The organism is Pseudomonas sp. CGJS7, assembly GCF_036961695.1.
The window spans coordinates 1-17,641 of record NZ_JBAMDI010000114.1 but is presented as its reverse complement, the minus strand read 5'-3'; the positions used below and the strand labels follow the sequence as shown (position 1 = coordinate 17,641).

Here is a 17,641-nt window from a genome sequence, read left to right as displayed (position 1 = left end):
AGTGGGCATAGCACAGGGGAATGGAACCACATCATGACAAATTCATCCGGCCACCCGGGGCTCGACCCGGCCATCGTCGACAAGCTGCTCGACCTGCTCAGCAGCAACGACGGCTTCCGCGAGTCTTTCCACAAGAATCCCGCCGCGGCCTTGGCCGAACTCGGCTACCAGGCGCCGCTGACCAGCGAAAAGGCGGCGGCCCGCAGCACCGGCGAAGAAGCCGCTCCGGCCTTCGCCTGCATGATCACCCGACAGATCGCGTCCAAGGAGGAGATCCTGGCCGCGCGCGCGGAACTGCAGCGCCATTTGACCGCCGGCGGCAATCACAACAACCCGCACGCGTTCGAAGCCGGCCGGGTCGGGGACTTCCTCAAGAACAATCCCGACGGGTCGTCGAGTTCCTGATCGGCCGCGCGGCCGCCGGACACCTCCGGCGGCTGGCGCGAAGGCAGCATCGGCGCGGCTACCGCGCCGCCGGCGTCCGGGCCTGGGGAGCCCGGACCGCCAAACTCCTCAGCGCTTGATCGCGGCTGCGGCGGTGTTGGTGTCGGCGACGTTGATCGTCTGCAACACCAGATCGCCGGCGACTTCCATATAAGCGCGGCCGCGGTGGCCGGCGATCCACTTGGATTCGCGCTCGGCCTGCTCGGTCTGGCCCCCCGCGAGCAAGGCATCGCGCAGCGCCACCCGCACCTGGAACAGTTCGCGCCCGTCCGCCAGCAGCGGGCGCAGCAAGGCCACCGCCTCCTGCGGCTTGCCCTGCAGACGCAGCTGCCCGGCCCGCACCACCCGCAGCAGTTGCTTGGCCATCGGGTCGTCGATCTGGTCCGAGACCTTGGCCAACTCCGGCAACCAGCGCGCCGCGACCTCGCTCTGGCCTTCGCGCTGGCTCAGGTACGCGGCGGTGAGGGCGTGGAACAGTTGAACATTGCGGTCGCGGTTGTCGACATCGCGGGCGCCGTCCAGCGAGGTGCGCAGCACCGCTTCGAAACGCGCGCCTTCCACCGAACGCGGCTTGCGCAAGGACTGCACCGACAAGCGGATCAGTTCGAACTCATCGGCCAGCAAGGGCGTGGCCTTGCGCGCGGCTTCGGCGGCGCGGTTGGCGACTTCGCCGGCGCGGTCCCATTGGCCTTGATCGACCGGCACCGAAATCCGCTCGAACTCGTTGGTGACGTCGGCCTTGAGCAAAGTGCCGGTGGGCAGCTTGCCCAGCAGCGCCTCGGCTTCCTTGAACCGCCCCATCACCGCCAAGGCCGCGGCGTGACGTCGGTTGGGGCCGTAGCGCTCGATGGTCTCGGCCTGTTCGAAACTGTGCAGCGCCGCGCTGTGCTGTTCCTGCGCCAACTGCACCCGCGCGGTCAATTCCACCGCATTGCCGCGGAACGCGTTCTGCGGCACCGAGGCGGCCTTGGCGAAGCGCAAGGCCTCGCCGAAATCGTTGACCAGGAACGAGGACCACGCGTAGTTGTAGTGGCCGCCGTAATAGTCCGGGTACAAGGTCGCGAGCAATTTCCACTTGGCCGGCGCCTGGGTGCTCGGATGCGGGCCGAATTCGGCGACCCAGCCGTCCAGGTACAGGGCATCGCGCGGCGGCAGGTGATCGCGCAGCGCCACCGCCTTGTCCAGGAACGGCCGGCCCATGCGGCTGTCGACCGCGCCGGCATGCACCCGCAAGGCGCCCAGGTAGGCCAGGGCGAATTTCGGGTCGATCTCGATGGCGCGCTGGAAGTACTGCAAGGCTTCCGGGTACTGCCGGCTGGCGTAGGCCTTCAGGCCCAACGCATACGAACGCAGCGCATCCAGATTGCCGGTAGCGACCTTCGGCAACGGCTCGGAATCGCGTTCGATCGACTGCATCGCTTCGCCGAGTTTCTCGCGCAGGCCGGCGGTGACCGTGTCGATCGAGCTCAAGGTCGAACCCGCGCCGCTGCCGTCGGCGGACTCGGCGTAGACCGTGGTCTGGGTGTGCGGGTCGATCACTTCCGCGCTGACCCGAACCCGGCCGCCGACTTCGGCCACGGTCGGCAGGATCACCGCGCGCGCGCCGTCGCGCAGGGCGATTTCCGAGGCCACCGCGCGGTCGAGCAAGGTGCCGGGCTTGCGCCGCATGCGTTCCAGCGTGTCGCGCGCTTTCAGGTCCGACAGCACGTTGACGTAGCGCGATTGTTCCAGGCTGATGCGGAAGGCCTGCTCCAGCGAATCGTCGAGCACGCTCTGCCCGGTGAGGTTGCGCAGATCGCCGACCACCACCCAGTCGCGTTGGCCGAAGGCGATCGCCGGTTGCGGACGGGTCGCCAGCCACACGCCGGTGCCGACCGCGGCCAACACCGCGACCTCGGCTACCAGCGCGGCCGGACGCCGCCACAGCGGAACATCGCGCCAGGCCTTGGGCCCGTTCGGCGGCGCGCGCAGCGGGGCGATCCCGGGCTCGCCGACTTCATAGATTTCCTGCGGCTCGGGCACGCCCTTGAAGCGCCAGCGCCCGTGCGATTTCCACAGCAGTTGCTGGCCGCGCTCGCCCAGTTCGCGCGCGGCGCGGTGGGCCAGCGGCTCGGCCACCGCCGACAGCAGAATCTGGCCGGGGCGCGCGGTCGCCATCAGCCGGCCGGCCATCGGTTTGGCCAGGCCTTCGACTTCCACCGGCTTGGCGCCGACTTTCACCGCTTCATCGCTGTTGCGCCAGGTCAGCACCTCGCCCACGTGCAGGCCGGCGCGCGCCTTCAGGTCGAGCTTGCGCGAGGCGCCGAGCTCGCGCAGGCCGCGGGCGTAGTCCAGGGCGAAACCCAGGCCGTCGATGGGCCGCTCGAACAACAGCAGCAGGCCGTCGGAACGGTCGATCAAGCGGCCGCGCCAACGCTGCTGCAACACCAGCACCAGCCGGTCGTGTTCGCGGAACAGGTCGGCGGCCGGACCGTCGCCCAAGCGTTCGACCAGGGTGGTCGAATCGCACAGATCGGTCAGCAGCAGGGTGCGCAGCTGCGGACCTTCGGCATGGGGACGGTGGGCGTCGTTCATCGCGGCATCCTTGTCTTCGCGGCTCACGCCGGAGTCAGTTCGGCGTCCTGCCATTGCACCCGATTGCCGCCCAGGCGCTTGGCCTGATAAAGCGCGGCGTCGGCGTGCGCGTACCAGTCGTTCCACTCGTGCTTGGCGCTGACCAGGCAGGCGCCGACGCTGACCGGGCAGATGGTCGGCGGCGACTGCGGAATTTCCAGCAAGCCGTGCACGGTGTGGACGATGAAGTCGGCGAAGCGCATCACGTCCTGGCGGGTGCGCGCGGCCACCAGCAGGCAGAACTCATCGCCGCCCAGGCGGCAGGCGATGTCCTCGGCGCCGGCCACCGAACGCAGGATGTTGGCCACGCTCTGCAGCACCCGGTCGCCGGCCAGATGGCCGTGGTCGTCGTTGACCTGCTTGAAGCGGTCGCAGTCGATCAGCACCAGGCCCATGGTCTCGGCCATGCCCAGCGCGCGCGCCTCCTGCAGGTGCAGGGTCAGGCCGCGGCGGTTGTACAGGCCGGTCAGGTCGTCGGTGCGGATCAGCTCTTCGGTCTGGTTGAGCTGGTGGGTGGTGGCGTACAGGCTGTCGAGCGCGGCTTCCAGGTCCTGGTTGCGGCGGCGCAGACGGCGGATCAGGCTTTGTTCGTTGAGCACCACGCGCATGATCGCGCGGCGCAGGAAATACGAAACCAGGGACGGGTCGCGATCGACTAGGCGCTGGAATTCTTCATGGCGCAGTTCCACCAGCAAGCCGTCGGTGGCGGCGATGGCGTCGGCGCTGCGGGCGTGGTCGCCGATCAGCAGGCCCAGCTCGCCGAAGAATTCGCGCACGCTCAGGCGCTTGGTGACCAGGTCGTCGCCGAAGTCCAGGACGATCGCGCCGCGCGCGATCACGAACATGGTGGTGCCCAGCTCGCCGCGACGGAACAGCACTTGACCGGCTTCGATCCGACGCGGGCGGCCGATCTCGGCGAACAGTTCGAATTCGCCCGGGGTGAGCACCGCCATCGCCGCGTCCGTCGGCGCCGCGGTCACCGTCGCATTGTCGGTTTCACGGCCCAGGGTAGGCGCCGCCGTGTCGCGATTCATCGCATTCTCCCCGCACCCCACGTCCTGTAGAGCCTTGCCGGCAGGATAGCACCTGGTCTGAGCAACTAACGCCGACAGGGGGCCAAAACGGCCATGCCGCAAGGGCTCCAAGGCTCTGTCGGCAGTCTAAGCCGGCAGCGTCCAAGAGGATGCCCGAGGCTTGTTTCGCGATCGCAACAACGCCGGCGGACCCGGCGCGCATGGCCTTCGGCACTGCCCGGCCCGCGCGCCGGCCGCACATGCTCGGCCGGCTGCAACCGCCCGCTTGCGCCCTGTATCCCCGATGCAGCCTGCATCCCAATGGAGTGGAGTTCTCATGAGTTCAGCCCGTCCCGCCTGCCCGCGCGCCGCGCGCATCCAAGCCGCACGTCGCGCGGCGCCCCTGTTCAAGTCCGCGCCGCTGGCGCTGGCGTTGGCCGTCTGCGCCCTGGGCGCGCCCGCTTTCGCCGCCCCCGCCGATGCCGAACTGATCCCGCGCTCGGCCCTGTTCGGCAACCCTGAACGCAGCTCGGCCACGATCAGTCCCGACGGCCGCTACCTGAGCTGGCTGGCGCCGCTGAACGGGGTGATGAACGTGTGGGTCGCGCCGGCCGACAAACCCGAACAGGCGCGCGCGATCACCCAGGACAGCGCCCGCGGCATCCGCCAATACTTCTGGAGCTATCGCAGCGGCACCTTGCTGTACCTGCGCGACACCGGCGGCGACGAGAACTTCCACTTGTACGCGGTCGACGTCGGCGGCGCCGGCGCGGCGCGCGACCTCACCCCCTACCCCAAGACCCGCGCCAGCGTGGTCCGGCTCTCGCACCGCCACGCCGACGCGATCCTGGTCGGCATGAACGACCGCGACGGCAAATGGCACGACCTGTACCGGGTCGACCTGGGCAGCGGCAAGCGCGAGCTGGTGTACGAAAACAAGGACCGGCTGTCGGGCTATCTGGCCGACGGCGATTTCAAGGTCGGCCGCGCCACCCGTTCGCGCGAGGACGGCGGCGCGGAGCTGCTGGCCGCCGACGGCAAGGGCTGGAAGGTGGTCGACACGGTTCCCTTCGAAGACAGCCAGACCACCGAGTTCGACGGCTACAGCGACGACGGCAAGATCCTCTACGCCACCGATGCGCGCGGCCGCGACACCGCGGCGCTGTACGCGATCGACGCCGACGGCAACAAAACCCTGCTGCTGGAAGACGCCCGCGCCGACGTCGGCGAACTGCTGAGCGATCCGAACACCGGCAAGGTCCAGGCCGCATCGGTCAACTACCTGCGCAACCAGTGGAAGGCGCTCGACCCGAGCATCGCCGGCGACCTGCAGCATCTGCAAAAGCAGCTCGGCCCCGGCGAGTTCGGCGTGGTCTCGCGCACCCTCGACGACAAGACCTGGATCGTCGGCTACAGCGCGGCCGAACAACCGGCGCTGGTGTACCGCTACGACCGCGGCGGCCAGGGCAAGCTCACCCGTTTGTTCGCCACCCGACCGAAGCTGGAAGGCGCGCCGCTGGCGGCGATGTGGCCGGTGGAGATCGCCGCGCGCGACGGCAAGACCCTGGTGAGCTACCTGACCCTGCCCAAGAACGCCGACGCCGACAACGACGGCAAGGCCGACCGGCCGGTGCCGCTGGTGCTGTTCGTGCACGGCGGTCCGTGGGCGCGCGACTATTACGGCTACAACGCTTACGCGCAGTGGCTGGCCAACCGCGGCTACGCCTCGTTGCGGGTCAACTACCGCGGCTCCACCGGCTTCGGCAAGAACTTCATCAACGCCGCCGACCGCGAATGGGCCGGCAAGATGCACGACGACCTGATCGACGCCAAGGCCTGGGCGGTCAAGCAAGGCGTCACCACCGAGAACGACACCGCGATCATGGGCGGCAGCTACGGCGGCTACGCCACCCTGGTCGGCCTGACCTTCACTCCCGACGCGTTCAAGTGCGGCGTCGACATCGTCGGCCCGTCCAATCTGGAAACCCTGCTCAAGACCATTCCGCCTTACTGGGCCAGTATCTTCGAACAGTTCGCCCGGCGCATGGGCGACCCGCGCACCGAGCAAGGCCGCAAGCTGTTGGCCGAACGCTCGCCGATCACCCGCGTCGACAAGATCAGCAAGCCCTTGCTGATCGGCCAGGGCGCCAACGACCCGCGGGTCAATCAGGCCGAAAGCGATCAGATCGTCGAGGCGATGCGCAAGAAGAACATTCCGGTCACCTACGTGCTGTTCCCCGACGAAGGCCACGGCTTCAACCGCCCGGAAAATTCGATGGCCTTCACCGCGGTGGCCGAAGGCTTCCTGGCCCAGTGCCTGGGCGGCCGCGCCCAGCCCATCGGCGAGGACTTCAAGGGCTCCAGCGTGAGCGTGCCGGCCGGCGCGGAGGGCGTGAAGGGTTTGGCCGAAGCATTGAAGACGCATACGCCGCAAGTGAAGAAATAACCGCGGACCAATGGCGCGGGGCGATGCGCCGGCATGTTGCCGGACGCGTCGCCGCCGCCACGAAAACTCAAGCGATCGTCGCGGCCCGGCCAACCCCGGGCCGCGCGCGTTAGCCAAATCTGAACGCCGATGCGAACCTCCCGACAGGTTCGTGACCTTTGCCACTGAAGCGCCCATCGCCGGGTCAGCAGACTCGCTGCACCTACCCTGCGGCGCCTTCCCATGCGTTCGATACTGCTTTGCGCACTCGCGGCCCTGACCGCACCACTGCTTGCGAGCGCGGCCCCGGCCGACACCGCGCGCGCCCTGGAAACCATCCGCCAACACGCGGCCGCCGCGCACTCCGACGCGGTGCTGATCCAGCGCGGCGACAAGACCCTGCTCGATACTTCGACCGCGCAAGGCGCCAAACCGATCGAGATGATGTCGGCGACCAAATCGGTGGTCGCGCTGGCGATCGGCTTTCTGATCCAGGACGGCAAGCTGCGCTCCATCGACGAACCGGTGAGCGCGATCTATCCCGAATGGGCGCAAGGCAAGAAGCGCGGCATCACCGTGCGCATGCTGCTCGATCACACCTCGGGTCTGCAGAACGTTCCCAACGCGGGCGCGGAGCTGGAACCGGCGCCGGATCTGGTCAAGATCGCGCTCGCCGCCGAACTCGACAACCCGCCGGGCACCACGTTCTCGTACAACAACAAGGCGACCAATCTGCTTTCGGGCATCGTGCAGACGCTGTCCGGGCAGCCGATGGACCGTTACCTGGAAACCAAGCTGTTCGCGCCGCTGGGCATCACCGAGTTCTCATGGCTCAAGGACAAGGCCGGCCAGGCCACCGGCATGGCCGGGCTGTCGCTGCGCGCGCACGACATCGCCAAGATCGGCCGGCTGCTGTTGAACGACGGCGTGGCCCCGGACGGACGCCGCCTGCTTAGCCGCGAGTACGTCGGGCTGCTCACCGCGCCGAGCCAACATTCGCCGGAAGTCGGCTTGCTGTGGTGGCGCATCCCCGCGTGGGAGCGCTACACCCTGCGCGCCGACGCCGCCGCGATTCTCGACGGCAAGGGCCTGGCCGCCGACATGCGCGCGGCGTTCCTGAGCACCGCCGGCCAGAACTTCGCCAGCCGCGCCGAAGTGCTGGCCTATGTCGCCGGCAAGATCGGCCCGAGCTGGCAGGAGCGGTTCGGGCCGGAGGTCATCGGCAAGGGCGTCAAGCTGGCCGAGCTGTTCGATATCGAACGCGGGCCGATCGAGGGTTATGCCGCCAACGGCTACCTCGGCCAGTTCCTGCTGATCGTGCCGGGCAAGGATCTGGTCGCGGTACGGCAGATCCGCCGCACCGACCAGCACGTCTCGCCGCGCGACGACTATCCGGATTTTTTCCGCGACGTGCTCGCGCTGGGCAAGACGCTGTAACAAGGAAGGGCTCCTCGCGGAGCCCTTCGTTTTATTGCGTGGTGCTATCGCGCGGCTGCGATCAGGCGGCGACCTTGTTGTCGTCGTGGAACTGCTCTTCCTCGGTCGAGCCCTTCAACGCCGTGGTCGAGGACTGGCCGCCCTGGATGGTCTGGGTCACCGCGTCGAAGTAACCGGTACCGACCTCGCGCTGGTGCTTGACCGCGGTGAAGCCCTTGTCGGCGGCGGCGAATTCGGCTTCCTGCAATTCCACGAACGCGCTCATCTGCCGGCGCGCATAGCCGTGGGCGAGGTTGAACATGCCGTAGTTCAGGCTGTGGAAACCGGCCAGGGTGATGAACTGGAACTTGTAGCCGTAGCTGGCGATTTCCTTCTGGAACTTGGCGATGGTCGCGTCGTCGAGGTTCTTCTTCCAGTTGAAGCTCGGCGAACAGTTGTAGGCCAGCATCTTGCCGGGGAACTTGGCGTGGATGGCCTCGGCGAACTTGCGCGCGAATTCCAGATCGGGCTTGCCGGTTTCGCACCAGACCAGGTCGGCGTACGGCGCGTAGGCCAGGCCGCGGCTGATCGCCTGGTCCAGACCGTTGCGGGTCTTGTAGAAGCCTTCGGTGGTGCGCTCGCCGGTGGTGAAAGGCTGATCGTTGGGGTCGATGTCGGCGGTCAGCAGATCGGCGGCTTCGGCGTCGGTGCGGGCGACGATCAGGGTCGGCACGCCCATCACGTCGGCGGCCAGACGCGCGGCGACCAGCTTCTCGACCGCTTCGCGGGTCGGCACCAACACCTTGCCGCCCATGTGGCCGCACTTCTTGACCGAGGCCAGTTGGTCTTCGAAATGCACGCCCGAGGCGCCGGCTTCGATCATGCCCTTCATCAGTTCGAAGGCGTTGAGCACGCCGCCGAAACCGGCTTCGGCGTCGGCGACGATCGGCTGCAGGAAATCGATGTCGCCGGTGCCTTCCGCACACTGGATCTGATCGGCGCGCAGCAAGGTGTTGTTGATCCGGCGCACGACTTGCGGCACCGAATTGGCCGGGTACAGCGATTGGTCGGGATACATTTCGCCGGCGATGTTGGCGTCGGCGGCGACTTGCCAGCCCGACAGATAGATCGCCTTGAGCCCGGCCTTGACCTGCTGCATGGCCTGGTTGCCGGTCATCGCGCCGAGCGCGTTGACGAAGTCCTCGGTGTGCAGCGAGGTCCACAGCTTGGCGGCGCCGAGCTTGGCGATGGTGTGTTCGACCGGCACGGTGCCGCGCAAGCGCACCACGTCTTCGGCCGAATACGGACGGGTGATGCCGGCCCAACGCGGGTTGGTGGCCCAGTCCTGGCGGAGTTGATCGGCGGTCGGCAGGGTGTGGCTCATGACTTCGATTCCTTGCGTGTGGGTCGTTTGACGTGGGAGATCGGCGTTGTGGGTTTGCGACTGTAGGAGCGACGCGTCAGTCGATGCGTTCGTAAGCGGGCAGCGTGAGGAACTCGGCCAGCGTGTCGGCGTGGGTGAGCTCATCGAGCATCGCGATGGCTTCGTCGAGCTTGGAAGCGCCCGGCACTTTCAGGCGGTCGGCGAGCTTGCTCGGCAAGCCGATCAGCGCGCGTTCGAGCAGGGCGTAATCCACCGGCGTGCCGTCGTCGAGGAACAAACCGTCCGAGTGCAGCCATTGCCACAGCTGGGTGCGGGCGATTTCGGCGGTGGCGGCGTCTTCCATCAGCCAATGGATCGGCACGCAGCCGTTGCCTTCCAGCCACGCGGCGAGATAACGCACGCAGACTTCGACGTTGCCTTCGAACCCGGCGCGGGTGATGGTGCCGAAGGACGGCTTGATCAGATCGTCGCGGATGATCAGCACGTCCTCGCGTAGCACATGCTGCTGATGCGGGGTCGGCATGCGCTCATCGAAGATCCGCATCGCCAGCGGAATCAGCGCCGGATGCGCGACCCAGGTGCCGTCGTGGCCGGCGGTGACTTCGCGCAGCTTGTCGGCGCGGACCTTGGCCAGCGCGGCCTCGTTGGCCGCTTCGTCGCCGCTGATCGGAATCTGCGCGGCCATGCCGCCCATCGCGTGGGCGCCGCGCTTGTGGCAGGTCTGGATCAGCAGTTCCGAATACGCACGCAGGAACGGCTGGGTCATCGTCACCTGGCCGCGCTCGGGCAGCACCTTGTCGCGGTGCGCGCGGAAGCTCTTGATGTAGGAGAACACGTAATCCCAGCGGCCGCAGTTGAGTCCGGCGATACGGCTGCGCAGCGCGTGCAGGATCTCGTCCATCTCGAACACCGCCGGCAAGGTTTCGATCAGCACCGTCACCTTGATCTGGCCCGGCTCCAGGCCGAGCTCGGTTTCGACGTGGTCGATCACCTGGTTCCACAGCTGCGCTTCTTCCATCGACTGCAGCTTGGGCAGGTAGAAGTACGGGCCGCGGTCCTGGGCCGCCAGCGCGGCGGCGTTGTGGAAGGCGAACAGGCCCAGGTCGAACAGGCTGCCCGACATCGGCGCGCCGTCGATGCGCACGTGCTTCTCGTCCAGGTGCCAGCCGCGCGGGCGCACCATCAGCACCGCCTGCTGTTCGAACGGCTTGAGGGTGTAGTGCTTGGAACCGTCCGGCGCCATCCAGTCCAGGGTGCCGGCGACCGCCTTGCGCAGCGCGCGCTGGCCGGTCAGCAGGTTGGCCCAGGTCGGCGCGGTGCTGTCCTCGAAGTCGGCCATGTACACCTTGGCCCCGGAGTTCAGCGCGTTGATGACCATCTTCGGGTCGACCGGACCGGTGATCTCGACCCGACGGTCGAGCAGCGCGGTCGGCAGCGGCGCCACCCGCCAGGCGCCGTTGCGGATCGCGGCGGTGTCGGCGCGGAAATCGGGAATGCCGCCGGCGTCGAAGAAGGCCTGGCGTTCGCGGCGCGCGGCCAGCCGGGCTTGCCGGGCGGGTTCGAAACGGCGGTGCAGTACGGCCAGGAATTCGAGGGCGGCCGGGGTCAGCAGAGCGTCCTGACCGGCCACCTGGGCCGTGAGCTCGATGCCGTCACCCGGCTGACGTTGCCCGGGATGGTCCTGCCACTGCGCGATCACTGCCGACATGGTGCGACTCCTGTGGGGAAGAGGGCCGCTCCCAACGAGCGAGCCCCTGGAGCCAAACCATGCGGCGGCGTGTTGTATTTGACAATCAAGTTTTTTCAATGCATATCATTTGCTTAGCTTATATGTGACTTTCACGTGGCCACGACACGCTCGCTAAGTCCCCGATTTGCTTACAAAGGCGACCGCCTGAAGCCACTGCGGGCGTTCTGCCAGACGGCCCGTTTGGGCTCGGTCTCACGTGCGGCTGAGGCGCTTTACCTGAGCCAGCCGGCGGTCACCCTTCAGCTTCAGGCCCTGGAGCGCGAGATGGGCGTGCGCCTGCTCGAGCGCAGCGGCCGCCGTCTGGCCCTGACCCCGGAGGGCCAGGAGCTGTACGAATTGGCGCGGCCGCTGGTCGAGGGCCTGGACGCGCTGGACGGCACCTTCCGCGAACGCATCCGCGGCCTGGACGCGGGCGAGCTCAATGTCGCCGCCGGCAGTTCGACCATCCTGTACCTGCTGCCCAAGATCGTCGAAGCCTTCCGCGCCGCGCATCCGGAGGTGCGGCTGACCCTGCACAACGTCACCGGCGCGGGCGGGCTGGACCTGCTGCGTTCCGACGGCGTCGACCTGGCGGTCGGCTCGATGCTCGATGTGCCTGGCGATCTGAGCTACGCGCCGGTGTACCGCTTCGAACCGATGTTGATCACCCCGCGCGACCATCCCTTGGCCAAGCTGGAGTCGCTGACGCTGCAAGACCTCAGCCCGTATGGCTTGATCCTGCCGCCGCAGCGGCTGACCACCTACCGCATGGTCGACGTAGTGTTCCAGCAGAACCGGGTGCCTTACACGGTGGCGTTGGAAGTCGGCGGGTGGGAGGTGATCAAGCAGTACGTGGCGATGGGGTTGGGGATCAGCATCGTCACTGCGATCTGTTTGACCGAAGCCGATCGGGCGCGGCTGTCGGCGCGGTCGCTGGCCGACTATTTTCCTTCGCGCAGTTATGGGGTGGTGGTGCGCAAGGGGAAGTATTTGTCGCCGCAGGCGCGGTCGTTTACTGAGTTGATTCAGCCGGCTTTGTTCGAGCGCGGGGATTACTACGCTACGGGGCAGTCGGATCGTTGAGTGGCCGCAGCCACGTGCCCTCATCCGCCCTTCGGGCACCTTCTCCCGCAAGCGGGAGAAGGGCATAACGATGCCGCTGCTTTAAGCCCCTCTCCCGCTTGCGGGAGACGGGTTGGGGTGAGGGCCGCTCAGTAACGAGTCGTCACCCGCACGCCAGAGAACGCACTGGCCGCATACAAACTCACATACACATACCCCGCCGCCGGCTGCGAAATCGTCACCGACTCGCCATTGCCGGCATTGGTCGACCGATACTGATACGACTCGCGCGTCGCCCAATTGCGGGTGCTGACATACAGGTTGGCATTACCGCTGCCGCCCGCCGAATCGATCCGCAGTTGCGAAGTCCCGGCAGGCAAATACAGATAGAAATACGCGTAGTTCCCAGCCGTAGCCGAAACATTGCTGCGCGCGCAGTTCTTGCCCAACACCCGCACATCGCCACCCGCGCATTCCGGCAAGCCCGGTTCGCTGATCGCAACCGTACGCGTGGCCGTATGCCGAGCGCCGCGGTCGTCGGTCACCGTCAACTGCACCTGATAACTACCGGCCGCAGCGTAGGTCTTGCTCGGGTTGGCCGCCGTCGACGTCGTGCCGTCGCCGAAATCCCAATTGCGCGCGACGATGCGGCCGTCGGCGTCGGTGGAGGTGTCGCTGAAGCTCACGCTCATCCCATTGACCGCGAAACCGAAGCCCGCCACCGGCGGTTGGTTCGGCGTGCCGCCGCAATCCGGCGCCTGCGGATCGGCCACGCACGGCAGCCACGCGCGGAAGGCCGCGTCGTTGGCGCTGCCGATACCGGTCATGTAGCTGGCATAACCGGTGTAGTTGCCCGGACGGAAGTACCCCAGGATCGCGTTCACCTGATCGTGGCGCTGTTCGAACATGAAACGCACCGCCAGATAGCCCCAGCGATAGACCAGGGTCTGGCCGCTGTTGTAATCGTTGCGGTACACCTGACTGAGCGCATAGGTCGCGCGCGCGGCTTCTTGCTGGGCGCCGTCGTTGACCAGATCGCGGTAGCTGTAGGACAGGTACTCGGCGAAGCCTTCGACCCACCACACGGTCTTTTGCTTCATCGCGTCGGCGAAGTTGCCCCACATGTTGAAGCGGCCGTCGAGGTAGTGGATGTACTCGTGGGTCAGGTTCCAGATTTCGAAGCCCTGCGGACGCAGCCATTCGGCCTCGTGGGCGATGAAACGCGCCTGATTGCCCGGCTCGGACGGCTTGCCTTCCAGGTACATGCCGCCGTTGTTGGTGTCGATGCCGTAGATCGCGCCGGCGTAGATGACGTAATCGTCGCTGCTGTCGAATACGCTCATTTCCAGGCTGGCGTTGCCGTCGCCGGCCACCGGTACGCCGCCGGTGGCGAGTTCGCGGTGGAAGTAGGCTTCCTGGCCGGCGACGATGGCGCAGGTCGAGGACAGTTCCGCGGCGCTCATCGCCTGCGCGCGCAGGCGCAGGGTCGGGCTGCAGGTGTGGCTGATCGGCAGCGCCGCCGCTTCCACCCGGGCGACGAAATCGCATACGCCGAACTGCGCGCAGTTGCCGGCATCGTAGTAGTCGGCCATCTCGCCCACGCCGACCCACAGCCGCGCGGTCGGTCCGGTGACCGCGGAACGATCGAGCAGGCTCTTGACCCGCGCCCGCGTCAGCGTCTTCAACGCGCCGTCGTACTGCAGAAAACGGCCGAGTTCGCGGCCGGCGTTGGCGACCAGATAGGCGTTGTCGCCGCCGAGAAGCGCGAAGTTGCGGTTGGCGAAGCCGTACAGGGTTTCGACGATGGAGTGATCGGCCTGCACCGCGGCGCGGAAGGCGTCGTCCTGGTGACCGCGGAAGGTGATGGTATAGGCGTTGTTGACCGCCACCTTCATCCAGTAGTGGGCGTTGTAGCGGTTGTCGTAGCCGTCGAGCAAACGCTTGACCACATACAGATAGCGCGCGTTCTCGGTCGAGCTGTCGATCAGGGTCACGTACTCGGCCAGAATCTCGCCATGCACGTTGTCGACGCGGCCGAAGTTGGCGTTGGCGGCGAACGCGTCCAACGCCGGGCGGATCGCATTGCGCAATACGCTGCCGTAAGTACCGACCGCGCTGTCGTAGTACTGCACGTAGTAACCGGCGCGCAGGAACAGCACCAGTTGCAGGGTGCTGTCGGCGTTGCTGCCGTCGTAAGCGCGCGCCGAGACCGCCAGCGCGTTGGCGACGGTCGCCATCTGCGCTTCGCGGAAGGTGGCATAGGCGGTGCTGCCGCTCAGGCCGAACAACTCGTTGATGCAATCGGTGCTCGCGGCCTTGACCGCGCTCACCAGGGCGTTGCCGCTGAGCGCGCCGAACGCATCGGCCTCGCAAGTTTCGGCCTTGGCGCTGCGCGCGGCCTGGGCGAAGGACGGACGCTGCAGCACGTCGCGGCGCAGTTGCGCGCCGTCGTAGGCGCTGTCGCTGCGTTCGAGCAGCATCGGTTGTTGCGGCGCGCGCTTGGACGGCGCCAGCGCGCGGTCTTGGTGGTGTTCGCCGAACACCTGGCGCTCGGTCGCCGGCTGCCGGCGCGAGCTGCGCGGTTGCGCCGCGAGCGAGCGCGCAGCCGATGCGTTCGCCGACGCGTAGGCGGACGTGGATTGCGCGGCGGCACGCACCGGCTCGGCGCCGGTCTGGTCCGATTGTTTGAGCAATGCGGCCCAGGGCAAGGCGTAGCTGAGAAAACTCGCGGCGGCGACGGCCAGGCCGAGCGCGAGCGCCTGAGTCGGTTTGGGTACGAAGGACATCGAAGATCTCCTTAGTGCGAATGGAAGAATGAAAGGCCGCGACGGCGGCGCATGGGCGCGACGCGGTCCGGCGGAAAGCGCGGCGGCGAACAGTCGCGCGGCGTGGTCCGATGCGGGGGGCATCGCTGCGGACACGCCGCTCGCGGCCGCGATGCGGCGACAGCGGTAGTGCGGTCGGACGGATGGATGGCGGTCGGCTCTCCTGCGTCGGAACGAGCGCGTGCGGCAGCGGCGCGGGAACGCGGAACGAGTGCCTCGGCGCAGGGACGCCGGCGCCCGGATCCGCGATCGGTGCATGCGATCGGCCCGGCCGCGTCGCGAGCGGACACACGCCGACCTGGCCCTCGGGAGGCCAGGCGAGCGCGATCCGGTTGCGGCGACGGCCTCCCCCAAGGCTTCGATCGCCCGATGTGCCGCGGCCCTCCCCCTGGATGTCATCACCACGACACAGAGGGCTGCTAATCGGTATAACGTATACGATATACCGATATGACATTAATTCCGTGACTCAGGTCGAGCCTTGAGGCACCCATCTGGCAGGTGCGGGCACGGCCGACGGACGGTCGCATCGGCCCGCCCACCCTCGATGTGCGCCATCGCCCGGCGTTCGATTTGGGCTGCCTCGCCGATCCGCCGCGCGCGGCGGTTTGGGTAGACTGATCGCATGAGCATCGTCCCCCGTTCGCTGTCCGACCAAGCCTTCGAAGTGGTCCGCGAACGGATTCTGTCGACCCAGATCCCGCCGCTGGCGCCGATCCGCCAGGAACTGCTGGCCGAAGAACTGGGCATCAGCAAGATTCCGTTGCGCGAGGCGCTCGGCCGGCTGGAACAGCAAGGCCTGCTGACCTCGCATCCCAATCGCGGTTTCTTCGTGCCGGCGTTGACCTCGGTGGAAGCCGAAGAAGTGTTCGCACTGCGGCTGAAGATCGAACCCGAGGCCGCCGCCGACGCCAGCCTGATCGCCGCCGACGGCGAACGCGAGGCGGCGCGCGCGGCGCTGGCCGCGCTGGAAAACGTCGGCACCGCCGATCCGCACGCGGCGGTGCGCTTGAACCGCAGTTTCCATTTGGCCCTGGTGCGTCCGGGCGGACGGCAGATCACCGCGCAACTGGTCGAACGCCTGCAAGTGCTGGCCGAACGCTATGTGCGCAAGCACCTGGAACCGGCCGGGCGCGAGGCGCGCGCGGCCAGCGAACATGAGGCGATCCTGCGCGCCTGGCTCGAACGCGACGCGGTGTCGGTCAACCGTTTGCTGTCCGAGCACATCGTCACCACCCTGCACGATTTGCGCGTGCAGTTGGAGCAGGCTGTGGTGGAGGCGCCGGTCAAGGCGACGACGCGGCGCAGGCGGCGCGTGGTCGAGTAGAAGTTGTTGCGACCGCGTTCGCGCCTGCGGCGCTCGTGCCCTCACCCCAACCCTCTCCCGCAAGCGGGAGAGGGGCTCAAGCGGTGCTCGGCTTTTGCCCCCTCTCCCGCTTGCGGGAGAGGGGTTGGGGTGAGGGCACGGCCTTGCCGCGAAACTTTCAAGCAAAGGCATTCGCGCCTGCGGCGCTCACCCCTCACCCCAGCCCTCTCCCGTAAACGGGAGAGGGAGCAAATCTGCCCTCAGGCAGTACCGTGATGCTTCCCCTGCCACGGCTTGTACCAATCGCGAATACGGCGCATATCCGCGTCCATATCCTCGCCCAGATGGAAGATATCGCCGATACCGATGACTTTATCGGGGTAGTGGAAGTACGCCGGAATCACCGGCACATCGGCGGCCTTGGCGATTTTCCAAAAGCCCGCCTTCCAACGCTCGACCACCTTGCGCGTGCCCTCCGGCGCGATCCCGAGCCAGAACCGCTCGGCGCCGCGAATCATCGACACCGCTTGCTCGACCACGCCATGCGCGGCGCCGCGGTTGATCGGAATCACGCCCAGCCGGCGCAGCAGGATCCCCAGCACCGGCACCCGGAACAGCGACTCCTTGGCGATGATCTTCACGTCCAGGCCCAACGCGGCCTTGGCCGCGAAGCCCCACACGCCGTCCCAATTGGACGAATGCGGCGCGCCGATCAGCACCGCGCGCGGGATGTCGGGAAACTTGCCGACCATGCGCCAGCCGCCCAGGCGCAGGATGCTGCGGCCGATCCAGCGGGTCAGCCGGTTGGGCTTGACCCTCGGCGCGTTGGCCGGAAGCGGCAACACCACATCGTTGTGGGCATCGCCGTGGGCAGGGCCGCCCGGCGGCGGGGTCTGAGGCTGGGGGTTGGAATCCACTGGCATGCTCCGTGTCAGTCCCATTCGCGTTGCGAACGATTGCGCTTGGTCGCGCCGCGTTCTTTCTTGGCCCCGATCCGGCGCTCCTTGGCGGCGCGGCTGGGCTTGGTGGCGATGCGCGGCTTGGGCGCGCGCAAACCGCTGTCGACGAACGCCGCCAGACGCTCGCGCGCGTCCTCGCGGTTGCGCTCCTGGGTGCGGAAACGCTGGGCGCTGATCACCAGCACGCCCTCGCCGGTCACCCGCCGGTCGCGCTTGGTCAGCAGACGCTCGCGCACGGCTTCGGGCAGCGAGGGCGACTGCGCGATATCGAAGCGCAGCTCCACCGCCGTGGCGACCTTGTTGACGTTCTGCCCGCCCGGGCCGGTCGAACGCACGAAACGCTCGACCAATTCCTGCTCGGGAATCGTGATGGCCATGTTTTCCTCCGCCCACGATTGTAGTCGGCGCCGGCTTTTCGTCCATGACGCCGCGCCCACGCCGGCGCTTGCCTGAACCGATCGGCGA

At 67.5% G+C, this 17,641-nt stretch carries 12 protein-coding genes; 5 read left to right on the top strand and 7 right to left on the bottom strand.

What is annotated here, in order from left to right:
• Positions 1-33: 33 nt before the first annotated feature.
• Positions 34-405 carry an NHLP-related RiPP peptide gene (locus V7787_RS41170; RefSeq protein WP_336093344.1) on the top strand — a complete coding sequence of 124 codons (372 nt, stop codon included), beginning with the start codon at positions 34-36 and terminating at the stop codon, positions 403-405.
• Positions 406-513: 108 nt separating this feature from the next.
• On the opposite strand, the gene V7787_RS41165 is transcribed toward V7787_RS41170, so the two are convergent.
• Together V7787_RS41165 and V7787_RS41160 are read right to left on the bottom strand one after the other, a co-directional pair.
• Positions 514-3,018: a putative peptide modification system cyclase gene (locus V7787_RS41165; protein ID WP_336093341.1), complete on the bottom strand. Its 2,505-nt coding sequence runs from the start codon at positions 3,016-3,018 to the stop codon at positions 514-516.
• 23 nt (positions 3,019-3,041) lie between these two features.
• Positions 3,042-4,091, bottom strand: a complete 1,050-nt coding sequence (locus V7787_RS41160) for a GGDEF domain-containing protein (RefSeq protein ID WP_336093340.1) — start codon at positions 4,089-4,091, stop codon at positions 3,042-3,044.
• A gap of 316 nt (positions 4,092-4,407) precedes the next feature.
• On the opposite strand from V7787_RS41160, the gene V7787_RS41155 reads away from it, so the two are divergent.
• Both V7787_RS41155 and V7787_RS41150 read left to right on the top strand, forming a co-directional pair.
• Complete coding sequence (locus V7787_RS41155; RefSeq protein WP_336093338.1) at positions 4,408-6,516, top strand: S9 family peptidase; 2,109 nt, start codon at positions 4,408-4,410, stop codon at positions 6,514-6,516.
• A gap of 222 nt (positions 6,517-6,738) precedes the next feature.
• Entirely contained in the window at positions 6,739-7,932 is a 1,194-nt protein-coding gene (locus V7787_RS41150) for a serine hydrolase domain-containing protein (RefSeq protein ID WP_336093337.1), read from the top strand.
• Between the two features lie 61 nt (positions 7,933-7,993).
• Here V7787_RS41150 and aceA read toward each other — a convergent pair whose 3' ends face one another.
• A complete protein-coding gene (gene aceA, locus V7787_RS41145) occupies positions 7,994-9,295 on the bottom strand; it encodes an isocitrate lyase (protein WP_336093335.1) in 1,302 nt (433 codons plus the stop codon).
• 76 nt (positions 9,296-9,371) lie between these two features.
• Entirely contained in the window at positions 9,372-11,003 is a 1,632-nt protein-coding gene (gene aceB / locus V7787_RS41140; RefSeq protein WP_336093333.1) for a malate synthase A, read from the bottom strand.
• Positions 11,004-11,138: 135 nt separating this feature from the next.
• Between aceB and V7787_RS41135 the strand changes: the two genes are divergently transcribed.
• The gene (locus V7787_RS41135) at positions 11,139-12,107 is read left to right on the top strand and encodes a LysR family transcriptional regulator (RefSeq protein ID WP_336093332.1); all 969 of its coding nucleotides are present in this window, start codon (positions 11,139-11,141) and stop codon (positions 12,105-12,107) included.
• Positions 12,108-12,235: 128 nt separating this feature from the next.
• On the opposite strand, the gene V7787_RS41130 is transcribed toward V7787_RS41135, so the two are convergent.
• Positions 12,236-14,872: a collagenase gene (locus V7787_RS41130; RefSeq protein ID WP_336093331.1), complete on the bottom strand. Its 2,637-nt coding sequence runs from the start codon at positions 14,870-14,872 to the stop codon at positions 12,236-12,238.
• 664 nt (positions 14,873-15,536) lie between these two features.
• On the opposite strand from V7787_RS41130, the gene V7787_RS41125 reads away from it, so the two are divergent.
• Entirely contained in the window at positions 15,537-16,238 is a 702-nt protein-coding gene (locus V7787_RS41125) for a GntR family transcriptional regulator (protein WP_336093330.1), read from the top strand.
• A 239-nt stretch (positions 16,239-16,477) separates the two neighbouring features.
• On the opposite strand, the gene V7787_RS41120 is transcribed toward V7787_RS41125, so the two are convergent.
• Positions 16,478-17,134 (bottom strand): 1-acyl-sn-glycerol-3-phosphate acyltransferase, encoded by a 657-nt coding sequence (locus V7787_RS41120; RefSeq protein WP_336093328.1) that lies wholly within the window; start codon positions 17,132-17,134, stop codon positions 16,478-16,480.
• Between the two features lie 14 nt (positions 17,135-17,148).
• Positions 17,149-17,553, bottom strand: a complete 405-nt coding sequence (gene arfB / locus V7787_RS41115; RefSeq protein WP_336093326.1) for an alternative ribosome rescue aminoacyl-tRNA hydrolase ArfB — start codon at positions 17,551-17,553, stop codon at positions 17,149-17,151.
• Positions 17,554-17,641: the final 88 nt, after the last annotated feature.

What these genes read in the sequence shown, in the direction of transcription:
- aceB (WP_336093333.1), bottom strand. Translation starts at nt 11,003, where the DNA reads ATGTCGGCAGTGATCGCGCAGTGGCAGGACCATCCCGGGCAACGTCAG.
- V7787_RS41155 (WP_336093338.1), top strand. Translation starts at nt 4,408, where the DNA reads ATGAGTTCAGCCCGTCCCGCCTGCCCGCGCGCCGCGCGCATCCAAGCC.
- V7787_RS41150 (WP_336093337.1), top strand. Translation starts at nt 6,739, where the DNA reads ATGCGTTCGATACTGCTTTGCGCACTCGCGGCCCTGACCGCACCACTG.
- arfB (WP_336093326.1), bottom strand. Translation starts at nt 17,553, where the DNA reads ATGGCCATCACGATTCCCGAGCAGGAATTGGTCGAGCGTTTCGTGCGT.
- V7787_RS41130 (WP_336093331.1), bottom strand. Translation starts at nt 14,872, where the DNA reads ATGTCCTTCGTACCCAAACCGACTCAGGCGCTCGCGCTCGGCCTGGCC.
- aceA (WP_336093335.1), bottom strand. Translation starts at nt 9,295, where the DNA reads ATGAGCCACACCCTGCCGACCGCCGATCAACTCCGCCAGGACTGGGCC.
- V7787_RS41125 (WP_336093330.1), top strand. Translation starts at nt 15,537, where the DNA reads ATGAGCATCGTCCCCCGTTCGCTGTCCGACCAAGCCTTCGAAGTGGTC.
- V7787_RS41165 (WP_336093341.1), bottom strand. Translation starts at nt 3,018, where the DNA reads ATGAACGACGCCCACCGTCCCCATGCCGAAGGTCCGCAGCTGCGCACC.
- V7787_RS41170 (WP_336093344.1), top strand. Translation starts at nt 34, where the DNA reads ATGACAAATTCATCCGGCCACCCGGGGCTCGACCCGGCCATCGTCGAC.
- V7787_RS41160 (WP_336093340.1), bottom strand. Translation starts at nt 4,091, where the DNA reads ATGAATCGCGACACGGCGGCGCCTACCCTGGGCCGTGAAACCGACAAT.